The organism is Agrobacterium larrymoorei, assembly GCF_005145045.1.
Lineage (GTDB): Bacteria > Pseudomonadota > Alphaproteobacteria > Rhizobiales > Rhizobiaceae > Agrobacterium > Agrobacterium larrymoorei.
Window position 1 is genome coordinate 114431 of the sequence record NZ_CP039692.1, and the last position, 25784, is coordinate 140214.

Below are 25784 nucleotides of genomic sequence, written 5' to 3' on the forward strand. Positions count from 1 at the left end.
GGATAATTCTTCTCTCGAGCTAACTCTGCATCACAGAAGGCTGACGGGCAGCTGCAATGTCAGCGATGACCGAGAGCGCCAGAGACTGCGCGTCTCTTGCCCTGCCGAACAAACCTATCGGCGCCTTAATACGGGAAATGGCCTCTTCGGAGTGACCATTCCGGCGCAATCTCTCGACACGCCTTTCATGTGTGCGGGAACTGCCGAGGGCACCAATATAAAAGGGTTTCGCTGCAAGCGCGGCCTCGAGGATCGGCATTTCCAAATCCAGATCGTGCTGCAAAAGCGCTACCGCCGTATCTGCGTCGATCAACGAGAGATCGAAGCCATTGCCAGCGGTGTGATCGCAGAGAACCACGTCGAACCCTGCCGCTTCCGCAACGCTGGCGGCGGTTTCCACCTCAAGCGAGCGCCCGGAAAACACAATGCGCGCCTTGGGCCGATAGGAGGTTACGAAGACATCGCCATCCCACCCGGTTTTATTATCCGAGCAGCCAAGCCACAGCTCCTCCCGCCCGGGTGCATAGCAAAGCCTTGCGCTTTGGCGCCCATTCACCAGCATGTTGGTGGAACAGAGAGGCTCCACGTCTTTCACGAGATGAATGGCAACGGTGATGCCTCCCCCGCATGGGAGAACGATATCGAAGAAAGGTGAGCCTTCACCCAACATCACGAACCTATCGTGACCGGACTTCATGGCCTGCAGAGCTTCAGCGGCAACAGCCGCTTCCGTGCACCCCCCAGAAACATAGCCACAATAGCGCCCATCCTGAACGACCGCCATATGCGCCCCGAGCGGGCGCGATGAGCCGCCGCGGATTTCCACCAATGTACATAAGGCGACCTGAAGCCCGGCACGCATGCTCTGGACTGCGAAGTTCAGGACGTCATAGGCGCTATCGGTAGAGAAGGCTTTTCGCGGTACGGGCAAGCCAGGAATGTTGACATCTTGAGGCAACCAATGGGCTTCAGCGCCGTTATGTCGGGTGGTATTGGCCGATTGCGTCATAATTGCCTCCCGCATCGTGACGTCAACTGAGCGACAACCGATCAAGTTCAAGAGAATTCTTGACGTAATATCGGGTCGCTAACGCAATTCTTTGATTTCGGCATGACATTCGCCCCTCATCTGAAGTAAAGAAACGAATGGCGCGCTCATAAACGGAGGCGCCTCCGTTTAACTTAGTGACTTGCGATCATTCGTCAAGCAATTTCTTATGGAGTGCCCATCCCGTGCCCAAGGAGCGCCCGCAGCCACCGCTTGCACAGGCCCCGCTGCGCGCAGATGCGCGCCGAAATCGCGACAAGCTGATCGAAGTGGCGGCATTGGCATTTGCGGAACAGGGCGCGGCAGCGTCATTGGAAGAAATTGCGAGACGCGCGGGTGTCGGTATCGGCACGCTGTACCGGCATTTCCCCACGCGTGAGCATCTGGTCGAAAGCGCTTATCGGCGCGAGCTGGAACTGCTGGCGACCGCCGCCACCAACCTGATTGCGGAGAAAGACCCAGCCGCGGCGCTTGAAGAATGGATGAACCGCTTCGTGAGTTACATGGCGGCGAAACGCGGCATGTCCAGCAGCCTAAAACTGTTGTTCACGTCCAATTCCACCCTTTTTGCCGAAGGATCGAAGCTGCTGCACACCGCTTTCGGACAGTTGCTGGAAAACGGCGTCAAAGCCGGAGCAGTCAAAGGCGACATAGAGCCCGCAGATGTTTTGAACGCGCTGTTCGGTATCTATTCCATTCCCGAAGGACCGGAATGGCGCGACCGTGCCCACAGGATCGTCCGCCTCGTTATGGATGGGCTGCGGCGTTAAAGCGCCAGCGCATCCTTCAGTGCCAGCCCCTCTTTCACGCGAAGGTCGAGATCCGCTTCGATGTGATTGATATGGTGCATCATCAGGTGATTGGCCTTTTCAATATCGCGGGCTTCCAGCGCGTCCAATATGGCCGAATGATCTCCATGGCCGCAGCTTGAGATGCCGGAACGTCCATATAACGCGATGACGAGCGAGGACCGGGCGATGAGTTCGCCCATGAATTTTTCCAGGATGACGTTGCCCGCAAGCGAGGCCAGAAGCAGGTGAAAGTCTCCCGATGCCTTGATTTCCGCTCTGCGTGCAGAGGGGCCGCGTTCATGCTGATGGCGCGTTTCTTCCTTGAGGTGAGCGCGCAGGCTGGCGATACTCTCGGGCGTCAGCCGTTCAATCGCAGCAGCCACGATACCCTGTTCTATCAGGCGGCGTGAAGCGAAGACCTGCCGCGCCTCATCCGGCGATGGATTGGATACAAAAGCACCTCTGTTTCGTTCCATTTTGACGAGGCCTTCAAAGGCCAGCATCTGCAATGCAGCGCGCACCACTGTACGGCTAACATCGAACAGCGTGCCGACCTCTGCCTCGGAAAGCTTCGTGCCGGGGGTGAGACGCCTATCGGCAATCGCATCCCTCAAAGTGTCCCGGATCGCCTGTGCGCGATCCTCCTGCGCGATATCCGCATATGGCGTGAGTTGGGGAAGAGTCATTGCGTCATCCATGTTTTACGATGTTCTAACGCGAAAGAGCCGCGCTGAGAATACGCAAGGTGAATGGCGCTCCATAAATATTGGATACAATCTGACCCACGATTGGAAACAATAGCACTTTTTTTGTGCATGCAAATGCAGCAATGCATGCAACTGCCGATCAGCATAAAGAAAAGCAAATTCGATTCAATCGGTTAGCAACGGCAACATCGAACTGGCACGGCACATGCAAGTAGGTTTCCAACAAACAGGGGAACATGCATGAGCAAAGCCGCCGAAATAGACATCGCCTCCGTTACCAAGGTCTATGGAAGCACGACTGCCGTTCACGCCATCAGCCTTAAAATACCGGCTGGCAGCTATTGCTGCCTTCTCGGCCCATCCGGCTGCGGCAAGACCTCGACTTTACGCATGATAGCCGGGCACGAGACGATTTCCAGCGGCGATGTGCGGCTGGGCAATACCGTCGTTACAGATTTTCCTCCCGCGCGCCGTGGCACCGCCATGATGTTTCAATCTTACGCGCTGTTTCCCCATCTCGACCTTATCGACAATGTCGCCTTCAGCCTAAAGATGAAGGGTATCGACAAGGAAGCTCGCCGTGCAAAAGCGCTGGAAATGCTGAAGCTGATGCAGCTGGAGGCTTATGCCAACCGGCGCCCGGCGCAACTTTCCGGCGGCCAGCAGCAGCGCGTGGCGCTGGCGCGCGCCCTGATCACCGATCCCGAAGCGCTGCTTCTGGATGAGCCGCTTTCGGCGCTCGACCCATTCCTGAAAATCCGTATGCGGGCGGAACTCAAGAAGCTTCAGACATCACTCGGCATTACCTTCGTGCATGTGACCCACAGTCAGGAAGAGGCAATGGCGCTGGCCGATATCATCGTGGTGATGAATGACGGGCGCATCGAGCAGGCGGCAACGCCGCGCGAAGTCTTCGAGCGCCCGGCGACCGCTTTCGTCGCCCGTTTCATGGGTGATCACAATGTCATTTCCGGTCGTCTTAAGGATGCGGATGGCCAGATCGTGACCATGGAGATTGCCGGCGGCGGCACTTTCAAGGCCAGCGGTACGGCACCCGATGATGGCGCTGTCGATATTGCCGTGCGTACCGACCGAGTTCGGGTGGGCGAAGCTTCGCAGGCCGGGCTGGGTTTCACCGGCATCGTATCGAATGTCGAATATCGCGGTGCCAGTGTGAAGCTTGCCGTTACCGGTGCGGGCATTGACGACTTCAACGTGATTTTGAGCGACGCCGCCTTTTTCGAAAATCCGATCAAGGTTGGCGACGCAATACCGCTCTCTTGGAACGCGGACGATGCCATCGTGCTCGGCCGGGTAGAGAAATGACGACAAAAATAACCAGAGGAGAACTTTGAAATGAGCGATACTTCCAAGACGAAAAAGGGTCTGACCCGTCGCGGTCTCCTGAAGGCGGGCGCAGCCGCCACGGGTGCTGCCGTCGGCTCCGGGCTGATTACCGGCTTTCCAACAATCTGGGCGCAGAACCCGATTACGCTTCGCCAGTTCGGCACTGGCGTTTCGAACCTCAATGCGATTGCCGAAAAGTGCAAGGCGGACCTCGGCATTACGCTTGAAATGACGGCAACGGATTCGGATGCAGCCGCACAGCGCGCCGTGACCCAGCCGAACTCCTACGATATCGCCGATATCGAATACTGGATCCTCAAGAAGGTCTATCCGGCAGGCGTGATCCAGCCGATGGAAATCAAGAAGCTGAAATATTACGACAAGATCGTACCGCTGTTCAAAACCGGTAAGCTCAAGCCCGACAGCGTGATTGCGCAGGGCACGGCACCGCACACCGTCGGCTTCGTGGAAAAGTCGGGCGACAAGAAGTTCGCCAAAGGCGAGACCGATTATTTCACCATGGTTCCGACCATTTACAACGCCGACACGCTCGGCATTCGCCCGGATCTGGTGGGTCGCGATATCACCAGCTGGGCCGATCTGATGGACCCGAAGTTCAAGGGCAAGACATCCATTCTGAACATTCCATCCATCGGCATCATGGATGCGGCCATGATCATGGAAGCCATGGGCAACCTCAAATATGCCGACAAGGGCAACATGACCAAGGAAGAGATCGACAAGACGATCGACTTCCTGATCAAGGCCAAGAAGGACGGCCAGTTCCGTGCTTTCTGGAAGAGCTTCGATGAAAGCGTCAACCTCATGGCATCCGGTGAAGTCGTCATCCAGTCCATGTGGTCGCCTGCAGTCGCTGCCGTTCGCTCCAAGGGCATCGCCTGCAAGTATCAGCCGCTGAAGGAAGGTTACCGTTCATGGGGCGGTGGTCTGGGTCTTGCCAAGCACCTCAGCGGCGCAAAGCTCGACGCGGCCTATGAGTATATCAACTGGTACACATCCGGCTGGGTCGGCGCGTATCTCAACCGTCAGGGTTACTATTCCGCCGCCATGGACACGGCCAAGGAACATATGACGGCTGACGAATGGGGCTACTGGGTGGAAGGCAAGCCAGCTCAGGGCGATATCGTCGCGCCGGATGGCAAGATCATGGAAAAGGCAGGCGCGGTGCGCGACGGCGGCTCCTTCGAAGAGCGCATGGGCAAGGTCGCCTGCTGGAATTCCGTGATGGACGAGGACCGCTATATGGTTCGCCGCTGGAACGAGTTCATCGCCGCTTGATACTGCGCGACCGGCGGCCAAATGCCGCCGGTCGTTTTCTATAAATTCGGGGAAAGCCTAGACATGGCGACAGTCAGATTCATCGGCGTTAGCGATAATAAGGGTAAAACTGCACGGAGTTTCGTGCTGCCACAGAAGTTGGTTGCCTACATACAGGCAGCGCCCTTGGCGCTCATCCTTGGCTTCTTCCTGCTGCTGCCGATCCTGATGATCGCCGTCGTGAGCTTCTGGGACTATGATTTTGCTCAGATGTACCCGGACTTCGTCACCTTCAATTATACCGAAACACTCGGCTCGTGGGTGACGTGGCAGACCTATCTCAACACCTTGAAATTCGCCCTTTTCGTCTGGGCGATCACTCTGTTCTGCGGCTTCTGGGTGGCTTATTTTCTGGCCTTCCACATCCGCACCACCACCATGCAGATGGTGCTTTTCCTCGTCTGCACCGTGCCGTTCCTCACATCCAACATCATCCGCATGATTTCATGGATACCGGTGCTGGGGCGAAACGGGCTGGTGAACAGCGCGCTGGTCAATATGGGCATCGTACCTCAGCCCATCGAATGGCTGCTCTATTCCGACTTCGCCGTGGTGCTGGCCATGGTCCATCTCTACACGCTGTTCATGGTGACGCCGATCTTCAACACACTGATGCGCATCGATAAAGCGCTGGTGGAAGCCGCGCGCGATGCTGGCGCCTCCACCTGGCAAGTGCTGTGGAATGTCATCATTCCGCTGGCAAAACCGGGAATGGCCATCGGGACGATTTTCGTCGTGACGCTGGTGATGGCGGATTTCTCGACAGTACAGGTCATGTCCGGCGGCCAGAGCGCTTCTGTTGCGCTGATGATGAAAAACCAGATGTCGCTGCTGCAATATCCCGCCGCCGCCGCCAACGCCGTCATCCTGCTCGCCCTCGTTCTTCTGATGGTCGCAGGCATTCTGCGCGTCGTCGATATTCGTAAGGAGCTATGAGCCATGCATTCGGAAAAACGCGGTCGCGAATTCTACCTCCTTGCCATCTTCTTCACGCTTTTCGTTCTGTTCCTCTATGGCCCGCTCTCGGCCATCCTGATCCTGGCGTTCCAAGGCCCGAATGGCGGCCTGACCTTCCCTTTAAACGGTGTATCCCTGCACTGGTTCGCCAACCTGTTCGAACAACAAGCGGTGGGTGATTTTGGCGGATCTTTCCGCCGCTCCTTCGGCCTCGGCGCAATGGTGATGGTGGTAACGGTACTCGTTTCGCTTCTGGCAGGCCTTGCCTTCCGCCGAAGATTCGTCGGCGCGACACCGCTCTTTTACCTGTCCGTCGCAAGCCTCGTCGTGCCCTCCATCATCATTTCGCTCGGCATCGGCGTGCTGTTCCAGCAGCTTGGTCTGGAGCCTGCATGGAACACATCGGCCTTCGGCGCCCATCTCACATGGACCCTGCCCTTCGGCGTTCTCATCATGCTTGCCGTCTTCAATCGCTTTTCGCCATCCTATGAGGAGGCGGCGCGCGATCTCGGTGCGAACTCGTGGCAGACATTCAGCAATGTCGTGCTGCCAATGATCGCGCCGAGCCTGATCGGCGTCGGCCTTTTCGGCTTCACGCTTTCCTACGACGAATTTGCCCGAACGCTGATGACCGCAGGCACCTACAACACACTGCCCTTGGAAATCTACGGCATGACAACGAATGTCACGACACCCGTTCTCTACGCACTCGGTGCCGTCACGACGCTATTCTCGTTCCTCGTCATCGCCGCAACGCTCGGCATCATTCTCACCATGAACCGTCGCCGGTCGAAAGGCTGAACAGCAGATCATGCGCATTCTCGTCGTCAATCCCAATACCACCCAGTCCATGACACGAACGATCGAAACCGCAGCAAAGGCCGTCGCCTCCGCGACGACTGATGTGGTCGCTGTCACTTCATCCATGGGCCCTGTTTCGATCGAAGGCTATTATGACGAGGTTTTCGCCATTCCCGGCCTCCTGAAGGAAATTGCGGCTGGCGAGAAGGCTGGAGCGCAGGCAGCGATCATCGCCTGCTTCGATGATACGGGACTGGATGCGGCCCGCGCGCTGGCCACCATCCCCGTCATCGGCATCTGCGAGGCGGCGGTCGCCACCGCATCCTTCATCGCTCAACGCTTTACGGTCGTGACAACAATGGAGCGCTCCCGTCTCCCACTTGAGCATCTGGTTCATCGCTATGGCATGTCTTCGCGAGCCAAGGTCAGGGCAGCGGATATTCCCGTTCTTTCGCTTGAAGACCCAACTTCAGACGCCTTACCACGCCTCCATGCAGAAATTGCCGCAGCGATTACGCAAGACAGAGCCGAAGCAATCATTCTAGGCTGCGCAGGCATGGCGGATCTGGCTGCGGAGCTTTCCCATAAATTCGGCGTGCCAGTTATCGACGGCGTTTCAGCAGCGGTAAAACATGCCGAAACACTTATCACCCTTGGCCTGAAAACGGCAAAAACCGGCGCTTATGCAGCGCCGATTTCGAAGCCATACATTGGCGAAATGAGTGTTTTCTCTCCTGACCGGATTATGGCTGGGTAGAGCCTTCAAATCAGTTCGCGTCCCACTTTTAAAAACCAACGCCCGGCAAAGTGCCGGGCGTTCTCAATTTCTACAACAGGACCACAATCAAGGCAGAAGAGGCTTGAGCGGGCCACGGTCAGGACCATGATCCGGGCCATGTTCAGGACCGTGTTCAGGGCCACGCGGAGGCTTGCCTGCAGGGCCTAGCTGGTCGGTCTTGCCGTCCTCGTGAACGATGTAGCTGCCATGGAGGAAGCCATTATCGAAGCGCCCCTGGACAGTGACGATCTCATCCGGCTTGACGATCTTGCCGCCTTCGCCTTCCCGTCCCGTTTCGACAAGGGCACGCCCGCTTTCATCTTGAATAATGAACTTGTTGCCGAATATCTCTGCAACCTTGCCCTTGACGCTAATCAAGCTGTCTTCCGAAGCGGCAGAAATTGCAGTGGGTATGAGAGGCGCAAGCTCAGCCGAAGGGCGCGTGAGCTTCATCGCGCCTGCGCCACCTGCAACGCCAACGGCGAGGATCGCAAAGGCGCCAAGCGCCACGGCAGCCGCATGTCTCTTCTTCGGTTTCGGATGAACGTGGCGGGCTTCTTCTTCATGATGCATGGCTTCGGTTTCAGGTGTAATAGACATTTCAGGTCTCCTCTGTTTGTGGAATGACCCTTTCTACCAAGTGCGTGCCGCCAGCAGCCTGAACCAACTGGTTCAGCTTGAGTTAAGCGTGGGCATCATAAAAAAGTCCCGCTACCCGGAGTGAAATTCCCCATGCGCGTACTCCTTGTCGAAGACGACAGCGACCTGTCCAGCCGTATCGCCAGCAGCCTGCGAAACGAAAATTTCGTCGTTGATATTGCTCGCAATGGTGAAGACGGGCAGCACGCCGGGCTGACCGAAGCCTTCGATGTCGCCGTGCTCGATCTCGGCCTCCCGAAGATCGACGGTGTTGCGGTTCTCTCTTCATGGCGCGAAGCCGGTCGCACGTTCCCCGTGCTGGTTCTCACTGCGCGCGATGGCTGGCCAGACAAGGTGGCAAGCTTCAAGGCGGGCGCGGACGACTTTCTGGCAAAGCCGTTCAAGGTGGAGGAACTCGTGCTGCGGCTGCGAGCGCTCGTGCGACGGGCCAACAACCATGCGAGCGCTACCGTCACATGCGGTTCAATCGTGTTCAATGCACAGTTGGGAACCTTCGAGCAAGACGGCGTTCCCCTGAAGCTGACCGCGCTGGAATGGCGCGTACTATCGTGCCTCATCCTGCGAAAAGAAGTGGTGGTGGATCGAAGCGAGTTGATGGAGCGGGTCTATGATGGCGACGCCGAAGTGGATTCGAACTCGATTGAAGTCATCGTTGCGAGACTGCGCAGGAAGATTGGTGCCGCCTTCATAGAAACGGTACGAGGCCGCGGCTATATGTTGACGGCAGCCACGTCATGAAGCTCCCTCTTCGTAATCAGCCTAGGTCTATAGCCGGGCGTCTGACTGCGTTCTCCATCGCATTTGTCGCAGGTGCCATACTTATCGCATCGGTAATCCTCTGGTTTATCGTTGCGAGCGTCGTTCGCGAACAGATCGATCAGCGGCTCGACACCCAGATCGAAGGTTTGAGAAGCGGTCTAACCATTGGCGAGAATGGCGCAGCAAGGCTAAACGCCCAGCTTGACGGGCCGCCTTTCGACCGCCCGGGTTCAGGATGGTACTGGCAGGTTACATCACAGAATTCCAATCTGTCTTCACGCTCCCTCGAAACTGATCAACTCACGCCGCGCCGCCGCCCGGACTGGCGTGATATGGCCTCGAACAGGCCTCGACCGGACGAGATTGAAGATGCTCATGGCAAGGCGCTCTACGTCAGAACCTTGCAGGCCCGGATTGGCGACCAAACCGTTCAGATAACAGCCTCGGCACCTCGATCCGCCTTAACCGATCCGGCGTTTCGTTCCCTCATGTGGCTGGTGCCCGCCATGGCGCTGCTCGGCATGAGCCTTCTGATTGGAACCTATCTCCAGGTGCGCTTCGGGCTCAAGCCTCTTACCCGCCTCACTGCCAATATCAACGCCGTTTCCACCGGAAACAGATCAAGCCTGCCGGATGCAGAGGTCGAGGAACTCAAGCCCGTCTCGATTGAGATCAATCGCCTGATTGCATTGAACGTTCGGCGTCTGGAGGAGACGCGTGTGCATTTTGCCAATATGGCCCATGGCCTGAAAACCCCGGTCGCCAGCCTGACACTCGGTTTGAATGATAAAAACGACCCTGACGGCGGTCTGAGGGATTTGGTTCAACGTATCGACCGGCGCATTCGCCACCATCTTGCAGATGCCCGAAAAACCGCAGTCGCAGAGCTAACCGATCAACATATTTCAGTGCGCTCTCGCCTCGACGATCTCATTTTCGTCCTATCGAGCGTCCATCGAGACAAAGAACTGTCCATTCGCTGCAGCGTTGACAGCAACCTTGCCGTCCGCTGCGATCCAGAGGACGTGGAAGAAGTCCTCGGCAACCTTCTGGACAACGCCTTCAAATGGGCCGCGACAACCATCACCATCTCAGCGGTGAAGAAAGAGCGCCTCCTCGAAATTAGGATCACAGACGACGGGCCCGGCATATCCGAAGACAAGATCAACCAAGCCTTCCGCCCCGGTCTCAGACTGGATGAAAGCGTGACCGGAAGCGGTTTTGGCCTTGGAATCGCGAAAGAGATTACCGAGTTATACGGGGGGAGAATATCGCTCAGTAACGGTGACGAGGGATTCGCTGCCTGCGTGTTTTTGCCGATTTTTCGCGGTGCGTAATTTCAAACAACATTCAACAACTTGCCAAATAAAATGAAGCTTCATCACCATTTCTGGCCGCTTGTCGAGGCAAGCTGCTGCAAAAGTTCCGGCACCAGCGCTCTCGATTTTCGTAAAGAAGCTCGCATCCGCAACCCGTATTATTGGTTAACTCTCCGAAACAAGATGCCCGCTCTCAACCTCTCGAAAACGGGTTGGTGACACCTTGTAATCGATAGGTCGGATAGGGCTTTTCAACTCTTCGACTACCGCTGCGCCCTTGAGCCTCCGCCGCTCGGGGTCTGGCACCGGCACGGCAGACATGAGGCGTTTTGTGTAGGGGTGCTGGGGGTTGCCGAAGACGGCGGAGCGAGGCCCGATTTCTACGATTTCGCCCAGATACATGACCGCGACGCGGTGGCTCACGCGTTCCACGACAGCCATATCGTGGGAGATGAAGAGGAAGGACAGGCCGAGGCTTTGCTGGAGGTCCAGCATAAGGTTGATAACTTGCGCCTTGATCGAGACGTCCAGTGCGGAGACGCTTTCATCGGCTACGATGACCTTTGGTTTGAGTGCGAGTGCGCGGGCGATGCAGACGCGCTGTCGCTGGCCGCCGGAGAATTCGTGTGGGTATCTGGCCGCCATGTCCGGTGTCAGGCCCACCCTTATCAGCATGTCGGACACTACGTCCTTCGCTTCTTTAGCCGTTCCCATCTTATGCTCCAGGAACGGCTCGGCAATGGCGGCACCGACTGTCATACGTGGATTGAGTGACGCGAAGGGGTCCTGAAAGATCATCTGGACGGATTTGCGCATGTCGCGCATATCCCGTTTATCCAGAGCCAGAACATCCTTGCCTTCAACGACGACGGAACCACTGTTCGGTTCGATGAGCCGCATGATGGCGCGGCCTGTAGTGGACTTGCCGCAGCCGGATTCGCCGACGAGAGACAGGGTTTCGCCCGACTGAAGATCGAAGGAGACGTTTTCGACGGCGTGGACGCGGCCCGTCAGCTTGCCGAAAAGGCCGGAGTGAATGTCGAAACGCTTGGTGAGATTTCGCACTTCCAGCACCGGCCTGCCTTCGACCACCGTGTCTTTTACCTCGACGGGCGTATCGGATTGTCCGGTCTGCGCATCCACGACAGGGAAACGCAACGGACGCTGATGCGTCTGCATTGAGCCGAGAACCGGCACGGCTGAAAGAAGGGCGCGGGTATAGGGGTGCTGGCCGCGATGGAAAATATCGGCGGTCGCTCCAGTTTCGACCTGTTCGCCGCGATACATGACGACGGTGCGGTCGGCGATCTCGGCCACCACGCCCATATCGTGGGTGATGAAGAGAACGGAAGTGCCCTCCTCCTCCTGCAACATCTTGATCAGGTCGAGGATCTGGCCCTGAATGGTGACGTCCAGCGCCGTCGTCGGCTCATCTGCAATCAGAAGCGCGGGCTTCGTTGCAAGCGCCATGGCAATCATCACGCGCTGGCGCATGCCGCCGGAGAAACGATGCGGATATTCATCGAAACGGGAGGCAGCGGATGGAATGCGCACCTTATCGAGAATACGGATCGTTTCGGCTCGCGCTTCCGCTCTGCTCATCGGAGTGTGACATAGCAAGGCCTCGGAAATCTGGTCCCCGATGGTGAGCAAGGGGTTGAGGCTCGTCATCGGCTCCTGAAAGATCATCGCGACATCATTGCCGCGCACTTTTCGCATTTCATGTTCTGGCAGTGCCAGGAGATCACGACCGCCGAGCAGAACCTTGCCCTCAATGCGGCTGGTATCCGGCGGAAGTAGACGCATGATGGAGAGCGATGTGACCGACTTGCCGGAACCGCTTTCCCCGACGATTGCAACCGTTTCCCCCGGCATGACCGTGAAGGAAATGTCCTGCACGACGGGCTTCCAGACGCCGTCCACCACGAACGACGTTCTGAGCTTCTCGACGGCCAGAACCGGATCGGTCGCTGGTGCATGCGCGGTCGTGGTCAGGGCGTTGGAGATGCTCATCATCGTTCCTTCTCAATCGTCTTTGCGCAAGAAAAGCCGCCTGCGGGCGGTTCGCTCTTACCTCAATCCGGCCAGCGCAGAGCGCCGTCGAAGCGGTGGCGGCTCAAGTCCTCGAACGGTGTCGCGATCACTTCATTGGAGGCACGTGCCGCATCCAGCTCTTCCGTCATCCGTTGTGCAACGATGCTTTCCTGACCGGGGTGGAGATTGCAGGGGTCGAGGTAGAAGTAATGGTGCTCGACCTCGTGATCGCGCACGATGATGGGCGGGGAACCGGCGCGCAGGCGGGCGGCCAAATCCCAGGCGGTGATGTGCGCTTCCTGCGGAGAGACGATGACACGCATGCGATCCAGCGGATTGTTGGTCGGGTCCGGCTCGATAAGCGCCGTGATGCCGGGGCGGTTGTCCAGCGTCTCTTTCCAGAGATTGAGGTAGCTGGTTTCGCGCTCGCGGATGCCCGCATGGTCGCGCTTTTCCCACGCATCCAAAGCGGCCATAACGCCGAAGATGCTTTCCTTGCCGATCTTCATGCCTCTGCCGATGCCCATATTTTGCAGGAAAGCATTGCGGACCAGTTCCTTCTTGCCCGCTACGATGCCGGATGTCGGCCCGCCCAGGAACTTGTGGCCGGAATAGAGGGCGATATCCGCACCCTGTTCGAGGAATATATTGAGGTCATATTCGGATGCCGCATCGACGATCACCGGCACGCCCTTGGCGTGAGCGATTTCTACGAATTCCTTCAGGTTCAGCAGGCCGTAATCCACCACATGGTGCGATACGACATAGACAGCCGCCGCGGTGCGCTCATTAATGGCGTTTTCCATGTGGTAGCGATGGGTGGATGTCGCCTGCCCGATCATCACCACCTTGCCGCCTGCAAGCCGGATCGACTGATCGACGGGCGCGCCATAGCTGACGACATGGCCCATCTGCACCAGCACTTCGTTCTTCGGCGTCGTGGTTTCCGGCAGCTTTTCGATGGCTAAGAGGTCCGGTCCGGTGATTGCACCTGCAACCGCGAGGCTGATGCCGGAGGCGCAGGATGCGGTTACGAAGCCCGCCTCGCCGCCGGTCAAACGGGCAATGATGGTGCTTGCCTTGCGTTGAAGGTCGTTCATTTCCACGAACTGCGGCAGGATCGCGGTCATCGCGGCAATTGCCTCGGGAACCACGATGGACGCACCAAGGCTCGTCATCGTGCCTGAGACGTTGATGACCGGGCGGAGGCCGATCTTGGTGCGGATATCGTCTGACATTGTCGTTCTCCAGTCTGTCAGCCTGCTTGCTCGGCTGTGATTTCTGTTGCCCTGCAGGAAGCTATGCCATAATAACGCAATAGATTCTTTGATCTGCGGGAGCGTGAATTGGATATGAAGTCACCATCTGATAGTGCCCTCGAAGAGGTCTCCTCCGCCAATGATGGCGGCAAGGCGCGGCGCTCGCGGGTGAGCGGTATCGATCGCGCCATTCAGGTCATCGATTACCTCTATGAAACCGGCGCGCCTGCCGGTGCCTATGCCATTGCCAAGGCCGTCAAGGCGCCGCTTTCCACGATTTATGCAATCATTGACGATCTCGTTGACAAGAACATGCTGGCCCGCAATGCCGACGGCAGTATCTGGCTTGGCGCGAGGCTTTATCACTACGGCCTTGCTTACGCCCGCTCGCTGGATTTCATGAGCGTTGCCACCCATGAAATGCATGATCTCTGCCGTGCTGCGGGCGAAACGGTGCAGGTTTGTGGACGGGACGATGAGCATATGCTGGTGCTCGCCATGGCCGATGGCCCCAGCCATTTTCAAGTGGCATCGCGCGTTGGAACCCGCGTGCCGCTGAACTGGACGGCATCCGGTCGCCTTCTGGTGGGTCACATGCCGGAAGAGCAGCGCATCGATCTGTTCAAGCGCGGCGCGCGTATCTCTCCGACGGGACGCGCCAATATCGACGCCACGACCCTTTCGGATGCGGCGAGAAAGGCCTTCGAAGAGCGGCTTTCGATCCAGGCGGGCGAGTCCGATTATTCGGTCGCCTGCATTGCGTCTCCTATTGTCGACAGTCGCGGGGACTGCGTGGCGACGATCTCCATCGTTCTTCCCGAGCAGAAGGTTCTGGCCGACAAATCCGGCTATGCCGACCGCGTGAAGGCGTCGGCTGCAAGGATCGAACAGCTGATGGGATGGCGCAACCACTAGGCTTCTCCTATTCGTGAAGCGCGACGATGGCTTCGATTTCGACGGTGATATTGCCCGGCAGCGACCCGAAGCCGACCGCGGAGCGGGCATGCTGGCCAGCCTCGCCGAAGACGGCGTTTAACAGATCGGAACACCCGTTGATGACCTGCGGGTGGTCTTTGAAATCCGGTGATGCATTGACCATGCCGAGAAGTTTTACAACGCGCCTGACGCGGGAGAGATCGCCCAGCGCCTCGTTCATGACCGCCAGCAGGTTGACGCCGGTAAGCTTCGCATCCTCGTAAGCCTGCTCGACCGAGACTCCCGACCCGACCTTGCCGGTGTGCATGAAGCCATTCGCCTCCCGGGGGCCCTGCCCCGAGAGATAAAGCATGTTGCCTTCAATGACATGGGTCACGAAATTGGCGATAGGCGGCGGCGCGGGTGGCAGGTCTATGCCAAGCGCTGCAAGCCGGTCGCGTGGCGTATCTGCCTTCGCTTCGGCCTTGATCGGGGACTGTGTCACGCAAACTCCTGTCATCTTTTCATTCACTGCAAATCGCATCGTCTCTCAGCGATAAGAGTAACCATGGCTGTGGCGCACGAGCTTGCGGGCGCGAGGGATATAGCGGCTGGCGGCGATTGCTTCCCCGCCGATCACGGCGTAGCGCGGCTCGAAGAGTTGCTTCAGCACCGAGACATCGCCGTTGGAATCGGTCGCTTCCAGATCGGAATCGATGAGATCGAAAATGGTGAAATCGGCACGCGCGCCAACCGACAGCCGGTTCTGCATATCAAGCTTGATGACCTCAGCCGGTGCATGCGTGACCGCATTGACCACCTGGTCGAACGGCATGCCGACCGAGAGAAGCTTCGACATGGTCGTCGCCAGATCCCAGACCGGGAAGTTCATGGAATGGCCGTGCAGATCGGTGGAAATGGAGTGCGGCAGCAGGCCACGCGCAATTGCCGCTTCCGCGACCTTGAAGGAAAAGGACGCGCCACCATGACCAATATCGAGACGCACGCCTTCGGACGCGCAGCGTTCGGCAAGGTTGAACAGATCCTCGTCTTCCATGATGGAGGAGCCGGATTTGCCGTTGAAGCAGTGGGTTACGACATCGCCGGGACCAAGAATTTCCAGCACTTCATCATAAAGCGCGGGCGGCTCGCCCACGTGAACCATCATCGGAACCTTGAGGATTTTGGCGATCTTCTTGCCGAGCTTGACCGGCGTGACACCCCACGAGCCGGTGATGACGTGACTCGCACGGACCTTGATGCCGACGATATGTTCACTGTTTTCGGCATAGCATTCGAGAATGCGATCAAGGTCGATGTCCCTGATATCACGCAGTTCGGCAACGCGGTTGCAGGCAACGAGCCCGATGGAACCGAGGTTCAGAAATGCCTTGATCCGCTCTTTGGACGGCTCGATGATATATTCGCGAAAGCCATGGAAATTGGCTTCGCCTGCCGAACCCGCATCCACAAGCGTCGTTACGCCGCGCTCGGCACCGCATTCGGAGGGACGGATGGAGATATCGGTTCCGCCGTGCCAGATATGCACATGCAGGTCCACCCAACCGGGCGATATCCATGCGCCCTTGCCGTCGATGACGGTCGCCTCCCCCTGTGCTGCAAGCGCCTGACCGATAGCGGCAATCTTGCCATCGCCATTGACCATAATATCGGTGGCGGCGTCTTTGCCGCCCGCGCCGAAAGCCATGGGCTTGACGTTCTTGATGAGGAGCGGCTTTGCGTTTTCGCCGGTCATGTTACAAATCCCTTCGCAGTCTTGGATCGAGCATATCCCGCAGGCCATCGCCGACCATTTGCAGCGACAGAACGGAGAGAATGATGGCGAAGCCGGGGAAATAGGTCATCCAGTCGGCTTGTCCGATATATTGGCGACCAGCGGCAATCATGGTGCCCCAAGTCGGAATTTCAGGGCTGACGCCAAGCCCGAGGAAGGAAAGCCCCGCCTCCGCCAGCATGGCGCTGGCAAAGAGAAACGATGCCTGCACCAGAATGGGCGACAGCAGGTTGCGCAGCACATGCCGTGTCATGATGTGGAATGTGGAAATGCCAAGCGCCTGCGCTGCCTCGACATAGGGAAGCTCCCTAATGACAAGCGTGGAGGCACGCACGATGCGGGCAAGGCGCGGTGAATAGACAATCGACAAGGCAACGATAACGGTGGTGAGCGAAGGGCCGAGTGCGGCGACGAGCGCAATGGCCAGCAGAATATCCGGGAACGCCATCATCGCATCGATCAACCGCGCAATCGGCGTGTCCAGCCGCTTGAAGAAGCCAGCCAGCAGGCCGAGCGTAACGCCGATAATTGCCGAGAGCGCGACGACCGATGCGCCGACCAGCAGCGACAGGCGGCCGGCGTAAATGGTGCGCGAGAAAACGTCGCGCCCAAACTCATCCGTGCCGAACCAGAAGAGTTCGCTTGGTGGTTTCAGGCGGTTGACGATAGACAGCTTGGACGGCGAATAGGGTGCGATCCACGGAGCAAGTGCGGCCAGAACGACGAAGATGACAAGGACGATGAGGCCAGCGGCGACCGTCTTGCGCTTGAGGAGCCGACGCAGGAATTTGGAGCCTTCACTGGCGGCGGGTTTCGGTGTGGTTGTTGCGATATCCGTCATCGATCACGCTCCCCTTAGTAACGCACGCGGGGATCGATCAGCAGATAGAGCATATCGATCGCGAAATTGATGAGAACGTAGAGCGCGGCGATGACCAGCAGCGCGCCCTGAATGACGGGATAATCCCGCCGCAGCACAGCCGAAACCACGAGGCTGCCGACACCCGGGAGACCGAAGACGGTTTCCGTCACCACAGCACCGGAAATCAGCACGGCAGCGGTCAGGCCGATGACGGTCAGGATTGGGATGAGAGCGTTTTTCAACGCATGTTTCATGACCACGCGCCGCTCGACCAAACCCTTTGCGCGGGCGGTGCGGATGTAATCGTCTCCCAGCACATCCAGCATAGAGGCGCGCGTGAAGCGAAGGATTAGCGCTGAAGAGACGAGGCCAAGCGCAAAGGCGGGCAGCGTCAGGTGGTACATGCGCTCCATGAAGCTGGAGCCGGGGCCACCATAACCCGAAACGGGAAAGATGTTGAGCCGCACAGCGAAGAACTGCATGAGGATAAGTCCGAGCCAGAAACTGGGAATACTGGCTGCAAGCATGGCAACCGTCGTTGCCGCCTGATCGACGAATGAACCGCGCCGATAAGCGGCATAGATACCGATGGGAAGCGCGATGACGCTGGCAATGAGAAGCGAGAACAGCGTGAGGAAGAAGGTCGGCTCCGCCCGTTCGAACAGCGCCGTTGTCACCGGCATGTTGAGAAAGATCGACTGACCCAGATCGCCTTTGATCATCTGGCCGAGATAATAGAGATATTGCACCGCCAGCGACTGATCGAGCCCCAGACGCGTTCGAAGATCGGCAATGTCCTGCGCGGATGCATCCGGCCCCAGCATGACAGCTGCCGGATCGCCCGGCGTGACGCGCACGATGATGAAGACGATCGTCACGACGAGAAACATCACGACGATCATGCCCGCAAGGCGCTGGAGGATATATCGGATCATAGGCTTCGTTTCCCTTGCCCTTGGTCAAAGGCGGGTTTCGATCCGGGGTCGCACCTGACCGTCTGCACCTCTGGAGATGCAGAAAAGCGCCAGCGCGACACCCGATATCTTGAGGACGTTACTTCTTGATCGAAGCGTTCCAGAAGTAAGGCCATGGCGCAGCCTCGATGCCCTCAACCTTCTTCGCCTTGGCGGCGACAGCGTTGAAATCACCGATCTTCATGTAGGGAATTTCCTCATACATGGCCTTTTGCACATCGGCCCAAAGCGCAAGGCGCTTCTGTGGATCGGATTCTGCCGAGAAGGCCTCGACCGTCTGCTTGCGAAGTGGCGTGTCCCACCAGCCGGGCGATGTGGGGGCTAGCGATCCAATCAATGCCGGTTCCGGCAGGAAAGGGCTGTGCGTGATGTAGATATCCCACAAGGCCTTGTCAGCTCGGCGCTGGGTTAGTGTTGCCCAGTCCACGACCTGCATATCGACCTTGAAGCCTGCCAGTTTCAGATATTCGGCAGCGACCTGCGCCATCTTGTAATGGAATTCATACTGGCGGCTCGTCAGGATGCGGATCGGCTTGGAGCCATCATAGCCAGCAGCCTTGGCGGCTGTCGCTGCCCCCTCGGGATCGGCGACATTGTAGTTACCCTCTACGCCCGCATCCGTATTCCAGATGAAGTTCTTTGGGTAGATATCACCATCCAGAGCATAAAAATCCGTGCTGCCAAAGGCGGCGGCCAGCATGTCTTCCATGCTGAGTGCCTGGCGGATCGCCTTACGCATGGCGACGTCCTTCGCAACACCTTCCGCCGTATTGAAGACAAAGACCGGATAGCCGAATGGCTTCAGGACGACCGGTTCCGTGACCGACGACGACTTGATCTTGTCGAAGGATTCGACCGGGATGGAATCGATATAGTCATATTGGCCCGACACCGCCGCTTCCACGCGGGTATTTGCATCCGGCACCGGCACGAAACGAATTTCATCGAGATACTGGTGGCGCGCGCCACCATAACCGTCGCTTTCGCCATCGCGAGACTTATAGCCATCGAAGCGGACGAGCTGGATATATTGATCCGCCTTGCGCTCCTTCAGCATATAGGGTCCGGTGCCGATGAAGTCCTTCATCGGTTCGTCCTGCTTTTCCGCTGGCAGAATGATGGCTGCGGAATTGTTGAAGGCGAGAAGCGACACCAGCGGCGCATAGGGCTGCTTCAGGGTGATCGTCACGGTCGAAGGATCGGTCGCCTCGATCTTATCGATAAAGGACGCTGCCTGCTTGCCGCGCGAGGCAACCTTTATCCAGCGATTGAGAGAGGCCACGACATCATCCGATGCCATGTCCGAGCCATCGTGGAACTTGATGCCTGAGCGAAGTTTGATCGTGTAAACTTTACCATCGGCGCTGATCTCTGGAAGGCTCTCCGCCAGAAGCGGCGTCGTCTTCCAACCCTTATCGAAGGTGTAAAGCGTCTCGAAAATATGCTGCGTAACGATGCCCACAAGATCCGCCGTCGAAGCCATCGGATCAAGGGTCGGCGGCTCCCCAATCGTGGCGACATTGATAACGCCACCCTTATCCTGCGCGAACAGGAAGGATGGACTGGCAATAAGGGCAGTGGCAACGAGGAATGCGACCTTCAGTTTCATTTGATACTCCCAGCTTAGTTGTTCCGTTATTATGGTATATAAGCTTTTATAAAAGAATATCGGAAAGGTGCACGCTGTCAATCGCGTTATTTACGAAAGAAATGAAATACGTTTCTGGGCGCCGAAACTCTCGCGCGATCCGCAATCAATTTTCGAGTTGGGAGGTGCGTCGGCAATCATGGAAACGGACAAGTCTGCGGCACCCGCAAACTCATCCGAGAGCAGAAAAGTCAGGATCGAGCAGCCGCCTCGATTTGATCAAATGAAGTATCACTTAATCCGCGCAGTATTCTGAAAACGCCCCAATCGGTATCTTCAAATAAGACATCCCGTTATCCTCGGCCTCCGGCAGTCTTCCGCCACGGATATTGACCTGCAAGGCGTGCAATATCAGCTTGGGCATAGGAAGCGTTTTGTCTCGAGCCCTCCGAGCCGCGACGAAATCTTCAGCGCTTTTATTTGCAATGTGGTTGTTGCTCGTCTTTTGCTCGAGGACGGTGCTTTCCCACTTTGGCTCACGGCCACCGGGGCGATAATCATGTCCGGTGAAGAGACGTGTGTCATCCGGCAGGCTGAGAATCGTGTCTATGGAAGCCCAAAGCTGCTCGGCGCTTCCTCCCGGAAAATCGGCTCGCGCCGAGCCGCTGTCCGGCATGAAAAGCGTATCGTGGATAAATGCGGCATTGCCGATAACGTAGGTGATGGACGCGATTGTGTGACCCGGGGAGTAGATGACGCGGGCTTTCAGTTCACCGATCTGAAAAGTTTCACCGTCAGCGAAGAGGTGGTCCCAGTAGGAGAGGTCGCCGTTCAGGTCCGGGCGGTTATAGATCTTTGCCCATATTTCTTGAACATCCCGTATCCGCTCGCCAATCGCGGTTGGTGCGCCCGTTTTCTGCTTCAGATAATGCGCAGCGGAAAAGTGGTCCGCGTGGGGATGAGTGTCGAGTATCCAGACAAGCCTCAGACCGTGTTCAGCAATATAATCGAGAATGATGTCGGCATTATCGGTGCCAATCGAACCGGATTTCTCATCGAAATCAAGCACCGGATCGATGATCGCGCAAGCGTTTGTTAAAGGGCAATACACGACGTACTGGATGCTTCCGGTGCGCTCGTCATAAAAGCCCTGAACGACCGGTTTTGCATCTGGTGACACGCCAAGCTCCTTACGTTTTGATTTTTGCGACAACGATACGGAAGCCATTGCCGCGCCAGAAGCCATCCGGCTCCAGGCTGCCACGATAGGTGCAACAGGCTTTCAGCTTTCCGCTGGAGAAGCACCCTCCCCGCAAAACCCGCCTTATTGATGGAGCAGCATTGGCGTCTTCCCGTCCATCGTTCCGGTATGGATACTGAAAGCTCGGGCTCGCCATGTCCTCGCCCCACAGCGTGGAACACCATTCCCAAACCTGTCCAGCCATATCATAACAGCCATATGGCGAACGACCTTTGGGGAAGAGGCCAACGGTGCAACTATCATTGAAACCGGCTTCTTCGGAATTGGCGGCCTCCTCCACCCAGCTGTTGCCCCACGGGTAGACAATGGCTTCGCCAGCATCTGGCTGATCGCCGCGCGCAGCCCGTTCCCATTCCGGCTCGGTTGGGAGGCGAATGATTTCATCGGCGGAAATGCGTCCATCGGAGCGCCATTTATCGGTCAACCATGCGCAATAGGCTTGCGCATCCCGCCAGGTCAGATCTGTTGCAGGTGCGGATTGCCGCTCTGCGACGTCTCTATCCGGGCTGCACCAAAGGCGGTTCGTCGCTCTTACGAAAGCGGCGTAGGCACGGTTGGTTACGGGATAAAGGCCGATCTTGAAGCGATCAACGTCAACTTGGTGCGGAGGGGCAGAGTTTGGATGCGTGGAAGAACCGAAGGTAAATCGTCCTTCTGGTACCAAAGCCAGTGCTTCGAGGTCCCGCGGATCGCCCCAGCTCGATACGATCCGGCCTGCCACCTCGCGTTCTGAAGCGCTGAGGAGGCCGTGTTCAATGATTTCAAGCAGGCGGGGCATGACCTTTTGCCGCAAAGGAGTTTGGCCGTTCAGCAACCGCGCGGCCAGAAGCACACCGGACAGATTGCCACTGTCGATCAAAGCTTCGATCAGCCCGTTCACCTTAGAACCTACCCGAAGTCGCTCCGCCAGGCTTTTGATGGCCGGCGACCACAAATCGGTGTCCCTGATGAATTGCGCAACGGCAATCTCCGGCGCCTTTACCGCCAGATGGCGCGCTGCGAGCAGTTGGCGAGCGCGGACGACTGGAAATAAACTCGGATCGTCCATCTCTCCCGCAAGCGCATCATAAGCGAGGCCGCACAGAAAATCTGCAGTTCCTGTATCACCGGCTATTTTTTCAAGCCAACGATCTACGATGCCCTCGATAGCTGTTTCGTGACCGCCGCCATTCAGTGCCATAATGAAATGCGCCGGGTTCGATGCGCCGTCAGACAGCACACTGTCGCTCTCGTCAGGATTGGTACCCGTCAAGCGAACAACAGCATTACGGCGCTGTGTTTTTAGAAGCGGCAGCAATTCGTGGCGCGCAAATGCCGAGGGCAGCGACATGCGCTTTGCCGCTTGCATTTCGATAAGAGCCAGAATGCGCGTTTGTGGATAGGCGTTCTGAAACTCTACAGCGTCCTGAAGGAGGGTTGTTGCTTGGTCACCAGCCTGTTCAACGCCATCGAGAATCAGCAATATTGAGCCATCCGAGGGCATTGTCACGGTATCGATTGCAGCTTCGGCCAGAAGAGCCGCGAAACTCAAAGCCTTGGAAACGGAAAGGTAAACCGGGAGAACGCTTGCCACGCTCCACTCTTGCGGGTGCACCGCGCCCTGATCGTTTCGCTCGACGTCAGTTGCAGGAATGCCGCCTTTGCCAAGGGAGAATGCCAGATGTCTGGCAAATGTGCTCTTGCCGCTTCCCGTCTCGCCGATCAGCGCAAGGGTAGCGTTATCGCGAACCACTTCCAGCGCCGAGAAATAGACCGCAGGCTCCGGTTCGGCCTGGTCTTTGAGTTTGCGTAGCCCTTTGGCAGCCTTGTCCTCGAAACTGAAATTCACCAGAGGAGGAATGTAGCCCTCCTCAAGCGTCGCGACCTTACCACCAGGTAGAGATAAAAGCGGCTCGTCTCCGAAGGCTTTCGCCTTGGAATACAATTGGTCACGCAGAGCAGTGTTATTCTCTTTCATATCGCTCACGATCAGAACAGCTTTGCGACATCCGGATTATGGAAGCGCTGGATTTCGATGGCGTAGCCAGCCGGGTCTTCGAAGAAAAAATGTTCGCAGAAGCGACCGCGCAGCAGTTCCGACTGGCCCTTGACGCCTGCTTGCTGCAAGCGCTTGTGCCAGCCTTCCACATCCTGCGCGACAATCGTCAGCAGAACAGCGCTCTTTTCCTGATGTTTCAGATGGCCCCGGTTTCCGTCCACGATGCCGAAATAGCACTTGCCCGCGATGCGATAGATGCGGGCCAGACCCTGATCGAGCACCAGTTCGAAACCGAGAACCTCTTCATAAAACGGCACCACGGACATGATGTCATCGTAATAGAAGAAGGTGATCGAGTAATCTTTTTCCACGTCATGCGTCCTTTAGAAAATGTTGAGCGTGCCTTTGTGGTCGATGGAGAGACCGCGCAGGTCTTTTCGCGCGGCGAACACATCGATCGGATGGACAAGATAGAGCCAGGGTGGATTTTGATGAAGGCGCGTGAGGCAATGGGCGTAAGCCTGCTCCCGATCCGCATCCTCGACCGCGTTGTTTGCGGCGACGATCAACGCTTCCGTCTCATCGTCATCATAACCCTGCCACCAGACGGCCTTGGTGGCGCTTGAAATCTTGTCGTTGAGAATGCGGTAGGTGCTGTGCGGCGAGGAGTCGAAAATCGCCATATCGCCCATCTCTTTCCGGCCAATTTGCCGAGCATATTCAGGCCTGTCCAACTCGGTCTTGACGCTGACCTTCAAGCCTACTGCTTGAAGCGAAGCCGCGACAAAGCGGCTGATTTCCGGCGCTCGTTCCGGCATGAAGGTGGGGGTGCGAAGCTCGATTTCGGCGCTCGTATCCACGCCGTCTAGCAGGCGTCTGGCCTTGTCCGGGTCGAACGGAATCGTCGCGAGATTGGCCTTGGCGGAGCCCAGGTGAAAGGGGCTGACGATTGTCGAAGACGGGACGGCGAGGCCATGGAAAATATCATCCGCAATGGCCTGTGTATCCACCGCGTGGTTCACGGCGAGCCGTGCTGCCGGAGATTGGAAAATCCCGTTGCTGCAATTCAGATAATACATAACCGACAGTGTGTTGACGGCCTTGCCCCATTGATAATCGGGAGAAAAATCCAGTCCGCCTTCCACGCGCTCCAGATTGGACGCCGCGTCTGCGAGACCGGAGCGCAGTTGCTCATAGCGAATGTCGGCGTGTTTTTCAGCCAGCGCCACGATACAGTCAGGGCCGCTTGCGCCATTCACCTTTTCAAGAACGGCGCGCTTCTGCGGCTCATATTCCGAGACGCGGTAGCGGCCGGTACCGAGAATTGGACGGCCTTCGGCATCGATGCGGCAGATGTAGAATTCAGAGAAAATATCGAGAATATCCGCGATGGGCGTCGGGTTGGTAACGCGCACGATAGCATCGCCATCGGCAGAGATATTCGCATCTTTGAGGTAGCGGGCGTAGGACCATTTCATCCCGAAAGTATCGACCGCATCGAGAATGCCATCGATGAAGGATATGATATCGCCTGCCACACAGGGCTTGCCGTCATGAAAGACGGCACCTTCGCGGATGTGGAAGGTCCAGTTGCGCCCGTCTTCCGCATTCGTCCAATGCGAAAACAGGCCGGGCTGCACGAAACCCTTGTTCCAGCGAAGCAGCGGCTCGAACACGAGGTTCTTCAGCGTCAGCACGCTGGTATCGTCCGTTACCCGCGTCGGCGGAAGGAAGTCGATCTTTTCGAGGCTTATGGTCAACATGATCGGCCTCACTCAAGCTCGCTACGGCGGCGTGGGTTGAACCAGTCTGCGAGGCTGTCGCCGATCAGGTTAAAGGACAGAACCGCAAGCAGGATTGCCATGCCGGGTGCGAGTGCCACCCAGGCGGCGCTTCGCACATATTGAAGATTGGCGGAGACATCCGCACCCCACTCCGCCATGGGCGGCTGCGCGCCGAGGCCGAGAAAGCCGAGGCTCGCCGTCTGCAAAATGGCACTGCCGAGCGCCAGGGTAGATTGCACCAGAAGCGGTCCAAGACCATTGACGAAGACATAGCGAAACAGAATGCGATGGGATGGCAGACCCAGCGAGACTGCCGCCTCGACATAGGGCTTCACCGAAACGCTGAGCGCCTGGCTTCGCGCCACACGGGCGAACTGCGGCGCGAGCGTTATCGCAACAGCCAGCATGGCGTTCTGCAGGCTTGGCCCGAAGGCCGCAGCGAGCGCAATGGCCAGCACCAGAGCCGGAAACGCCAGAATGGCATCAACGATGCGCATGATGATGCTATCGAGCCAGCCTCCGGCAAAACCCGCCAGCATGCCGAAGAAGACGCCGATAACGAAAGCAATCACCACCACACCGACGCCGATGGTGAGCGTTGCGCGCCCTCCATACATGATACGCGTCAGCACATCGCGGCCAAACGCATCCGTGCCGAGCCAGTGAGCGAAGGTCGGGCCTTCCAGCTTGTGCAGAATATCGAGTTTGGTCGGCGTGTAAGGCGTGATCCAGGGGCCGATGGTGATGGCGAGGATCAACATCAGCAGGATCAGGAGGCCGACGACTGCCAGCGTGTTGCTTCTCAGGAACAAAAGAACGTCGCGCATGG

General features: G+C 57.6%; 24 protein-coding genes. 9 read left to right on the top strand and 15 right to left on the bottom strand.

Going from position 1 to position 25784, the window contains the following annotated elements:
• Window positions 1-19: 19 nt before the first annotated feature.
• The gene (locus CFBP5473_RS14890) at window positions 20-1009 is read right to left on the bottom strand and encodes an XdhC family protein (RefSeq protein WP_084631828.1); all 990 of its coding nucleotides are present in this window, start codon (window positions 1007-1009) and stop codon (window positions 20-22) included.
• 224 nt (window positions 1010-1233) lie between these two features.
• On the opposite strand from CFBP5473_RS14890, the gene CFBP5473_RS14895 reads away from it, so the two are divergent.
• Window positions 1234-1818 carry a TetR/AcrR family transcriptional regulator gene (locus CFBP5473_RS14895; RefSeq protein WP_027677061.1) on the top strand — a complete coding sequence of 195 codons (585 nt, stop codon included), beginning with the start codon at window positions 1234-1236 and terminating at the stop codon, window positions 1816-1818.
• On the opposite strand, the gene CFBP5473_RS14900 is transcribed toward CFBP5473_RS14895, so the two are convergent.
• On the bottom strand, window positions 1815-2525 hold the full coding sequence (locus CFBP5473_RS14900; RefSeq protein WP_027677062.1) for a GntR family transcriptional regulator: 711 nt from the start codon (window positions 2523-2525) through the stop codon (window positions 1815-1817). The two genes, CFBP5473_RS14895 and CFBP5473_RS14900, sit on opposite strands and share 4 nt — an antisense overlap.
• 261 nt (window positions 2526-2786) lie before the next feature.
• Between CFBP5473_RS14900 and CFBP5473_RS14905 the strand changes: the two genes are divergently transcribed.
• From CFBP5473_RS14905 to CFBP5473_RS14925, 5 genes are all read left to right on the top strand, one after another.
• Window positions 2787-3872 (top strand): ABC transporter ATP-binding protein, encoded by a 1086-nt coding sequence (locus tag CFBP5473_RS14905; protein ID WP_027677063.1) that lies wholly within the window; start codon window positions 2787-2789, stop codon window positions 3870-3872.
• Window positions 3873-3902: 30 nt separating this feature from the next.
• A complete protein-coding gene (locus CFBP5473_RS14910) occupies window positions 3903-5192 on the top strand; it encodes an ABC transporter substrate-binding protein (protein WP_027677064.1) in 1290 nt (429 codons plus the stop codon).
• Window positions 5193-5255: 63 nt separating this feature from the next.
• Window positions 5256-6167 carry an ABC transporter permease gene (locus CFBP5473_RS14915; protein ID WP_027677065.1) on the top strand — a complete coding sequence of 304 codons (912 nt, stop codon included), beginning with the start codon at window positions 5256-5258 and terminating at the stop codon, window positions 6165-6167.
• 3 nt (window positions 6168-6170) lie between these two features.
• A complete protein-coding gene (locus tag CFBP5473_RS14920; protein ID WP_027677066.1) occupies window positions 6171-6989 on the top strand; it encodes an ABC transporter permease in 819 nt (272 codons plus the stop codon).
• A 10-nt stretch (window positions 6990-6999) separates the two neighbouring features.
• Window positions 7000-7746: an aspartate/glutamate racemase family protein gene (locus tag CFBP5473_RS14925; RefSeq protein WP_027677067.1), complete on the top strand. Its 747-nt coding sequence runs from the start codon at window positions 7000-7002 to the stop codon at window positions 7744-7746.
• Between the two features lie 87 nt (window positions 7747-7833).
• On the opposite strand, the gene CFBP5473_RS14930 is transcribed toward CFBP5473_RS14925, so the two are convergent.
• Window positions 7834-8367 carry a hypothetical protein gene (locus tag CFBP5473_RS14930; RefSeq protein WP_210163875.1) on the bottom strand — a complete coding sequence of 178 codons (534 nt, stop codon included), beginning with the start codon at window positions 8365-8367 and terminating at the stop codon, window positions 7834-7836.
• Between the two features lie 132 nt (window positions 8368-8499).
• Here CFBP5473_RS14930 and CFBP5473_RS14935 point away from each other — a divergent pair, with 132 nt between their 5' ends.
• On the top strand, window positions 8500-9165 hold the full coding sequence (locus CFBP5473_RS14935) for a response regulator transcription factor (protein ID WP_027677068.1): 666 nt from the start codon (window positions 8500-8502) through the stop codon (window positions 9163-9165).
• A complete protein-coding gene (locus CFBP5473_RS14940; protein ID WP_027677069.1) occupies window positions 9162-10523 on the top strand; it encodes a sensor histidine kinase in 1362 nt (453 codons plus the stop codon). The genes CFBP5473_RS14935 and CFBP5473_RS14940 overlap by 4 nt, the downstream gene beginning before the upstream one ends.
• Before the next feature lie 147 nt (window positions 10524-10670).
• Here the strand turns inward: CFBP5473_RS14940 and CFBP5473_RS14945 are convergent, their stop codons facing one another.
• Together CFBP5473_RS14945 and CFBP5473_RS14950 are read right to left on the bottom strand one after the other, a co-directional pair.
• On the bottom strand, window positions 10671-12518 hold the full coding sequence (locus tag CFBP5473_RS14945; RefSeq protein WP_037171801.1) for an ABC transporter ATP-binding protein: 1848 nt from the start codon (window positions 12516-12518) through the stop codon (window positions 10671-10673).
• 62 nt (window positions 12519-12580) lie between these two features.
• Window positions 12581-13777, bottom strand: a complete 1197-nt coding sequence (locus tag CFBP5473_RS14950) for an aminotransferase class V-fold PLP-dependent enzyme (protein ID WP_027677071.1) — start codon at window positions 13775-13777, stop codon at window positions 12581-12583.
• 114 nt (window positions 13778-13891) lie between these two features.
• Here CFBP5473_RS14950 and CFBP5473_RS14955 point away from each other — a divergent pair, with 114 nt between their 5' ends.
• Window positions 13892-14713, top strand: coding sequence for an IclR family transcriptional regulator (locus CFBP5473_RS14955; RefSeq protein WP_027677072.1), 822 nt, complete (start codon window positions 13892-13894; stop codon window positions 14711-14713).
• Between the two features lie 7 nt (window positions 14714-14720).
• On the opposite strand, the gene CFBP5473_RS14960 is transcribed toward CFBP5473_RS14955, so the two are convergent.
• The 10 genes from CFBP5473_RS14960 to CFBP5473_RS15005 all read right to left on the bottom strand — a co-directional run bounded on the left by CFBP5473_RS14960 (window position 14721) and on the right by CFBP5473_RS15005 (window position 25782).
• Window positions 14721-15233, bottom strand: a complete 513-nt coding sequence (locus CFBP5473_RS14960; protein WP_027677073.1) for a RidA family protein — start codon at window positions 15231-15233, stop codon at window positions 14721-14723.
• 30 nt (window positions 15234-15263) lie between these two features.
• Complete coding sequence (locus CFBP5473_RS14965; protein WP_027677074.1) at window positions 15264-16469, bottom strand: amidohydrolase/deacetylase family metallohydrolase; 1206 nt, start codon at window positions 16467-16469, stop codon at window positions 15264-15266.
• A 1-nt stretch (window position 16470) separates the two neighbouring features.
• Window positions 16471-17349: an ABC transporter permease gene (locus tag CFBP5473_RS14970; protein WP_027677075.1), complete on the bottom strand. Its 879-nt coding sequence runs from the start codon at window positions 17347-17349 to the stop codon at window positions 16471-16473.
• 14 nt (window positions 17350-17363) lie between these two features.
• A complete protein-coding gene (locus CFBP5473_RS14975) occupies window positions 17364-18305 on the bottom strand; it encodes an ABC transporter permease (protein WP_027677076.1) in 942 nt (313 codons plus the stop codon).
• Between the two features lie 118 nt (window positions 18306-18423).
• Window positions 18424-19953, bottom strand: a complete 1530-nt coding sequence (locus CFBP5473_RS14980) for an ABC transporter substrate-binding protein (protein ID WP_027677077.1) — start codon at window positions 19951-19953, stop codon at window positions 18424-18426.
• Window positions 19954-20227: 274 nt separating this feature from the next.
• Window positions 20228-21160 (bottom strand): MBL fold metallo-hydrolase, encoded by a 933-nt coding sequence (locus CFBP5473_RS14985; protein WP_084631830.1) that lies wholly within the window; start codon window positions 21158-21160, stop codon window positions 20228-20230.
• A complete protein-coding gene (locus CFBP5473_RS14990) occupies window positions 21123-23150 on the bottom strand; it encodes an SUMF1/EgtB/PvdO family nonheme iron enzyme (RefSeq protein ID WP_136954386.1) in 2028 nt (675 codons plus the stop codon). Before CFBP5473_RS14990 ends, CFBP5473_RS14985 begins: the two co-directional genes overlap by 38 nt.
• Window positions 23151-23161: 11 nt before the next feature.
• Complete coding sequence (locus tag CFBP5473_RS14995) at window positions 23162-23542, bottom strand: VOC family protein (RefSeq protein WP_027675357.1); 381 nt, start codon at window positions 23540-23542, stop codon at window positions 23162-23164.
• 12 nt (window positions 23543-23554) lie between these two features.
• Window positions 23555-24934: an ABC transporter substrate-binding protein gene (locus CFBP5473_RS15000; protein ID WP_037170957.1), complete on the bottom strand. Its 1380-nt coding sequence runs from the start codon at window positions 24932-24934 to the stop codon at window positions 23555-23557.
• A gap of 8 nt (window positions 24935-24942) precedes the next feature.
• Window positions 24943-25782: an ABC transporter permease gene (locus CFBP5473_RS15005; protein ID WP_027675355.1), complete on the bottom strand. Its 840-nt coding sequence runs from the start codon at window positions 25780-25782 to the stop codon at window positions 24943-24945.
• Window positions 25783-25784: the final 2 nt, after the last annotated feature.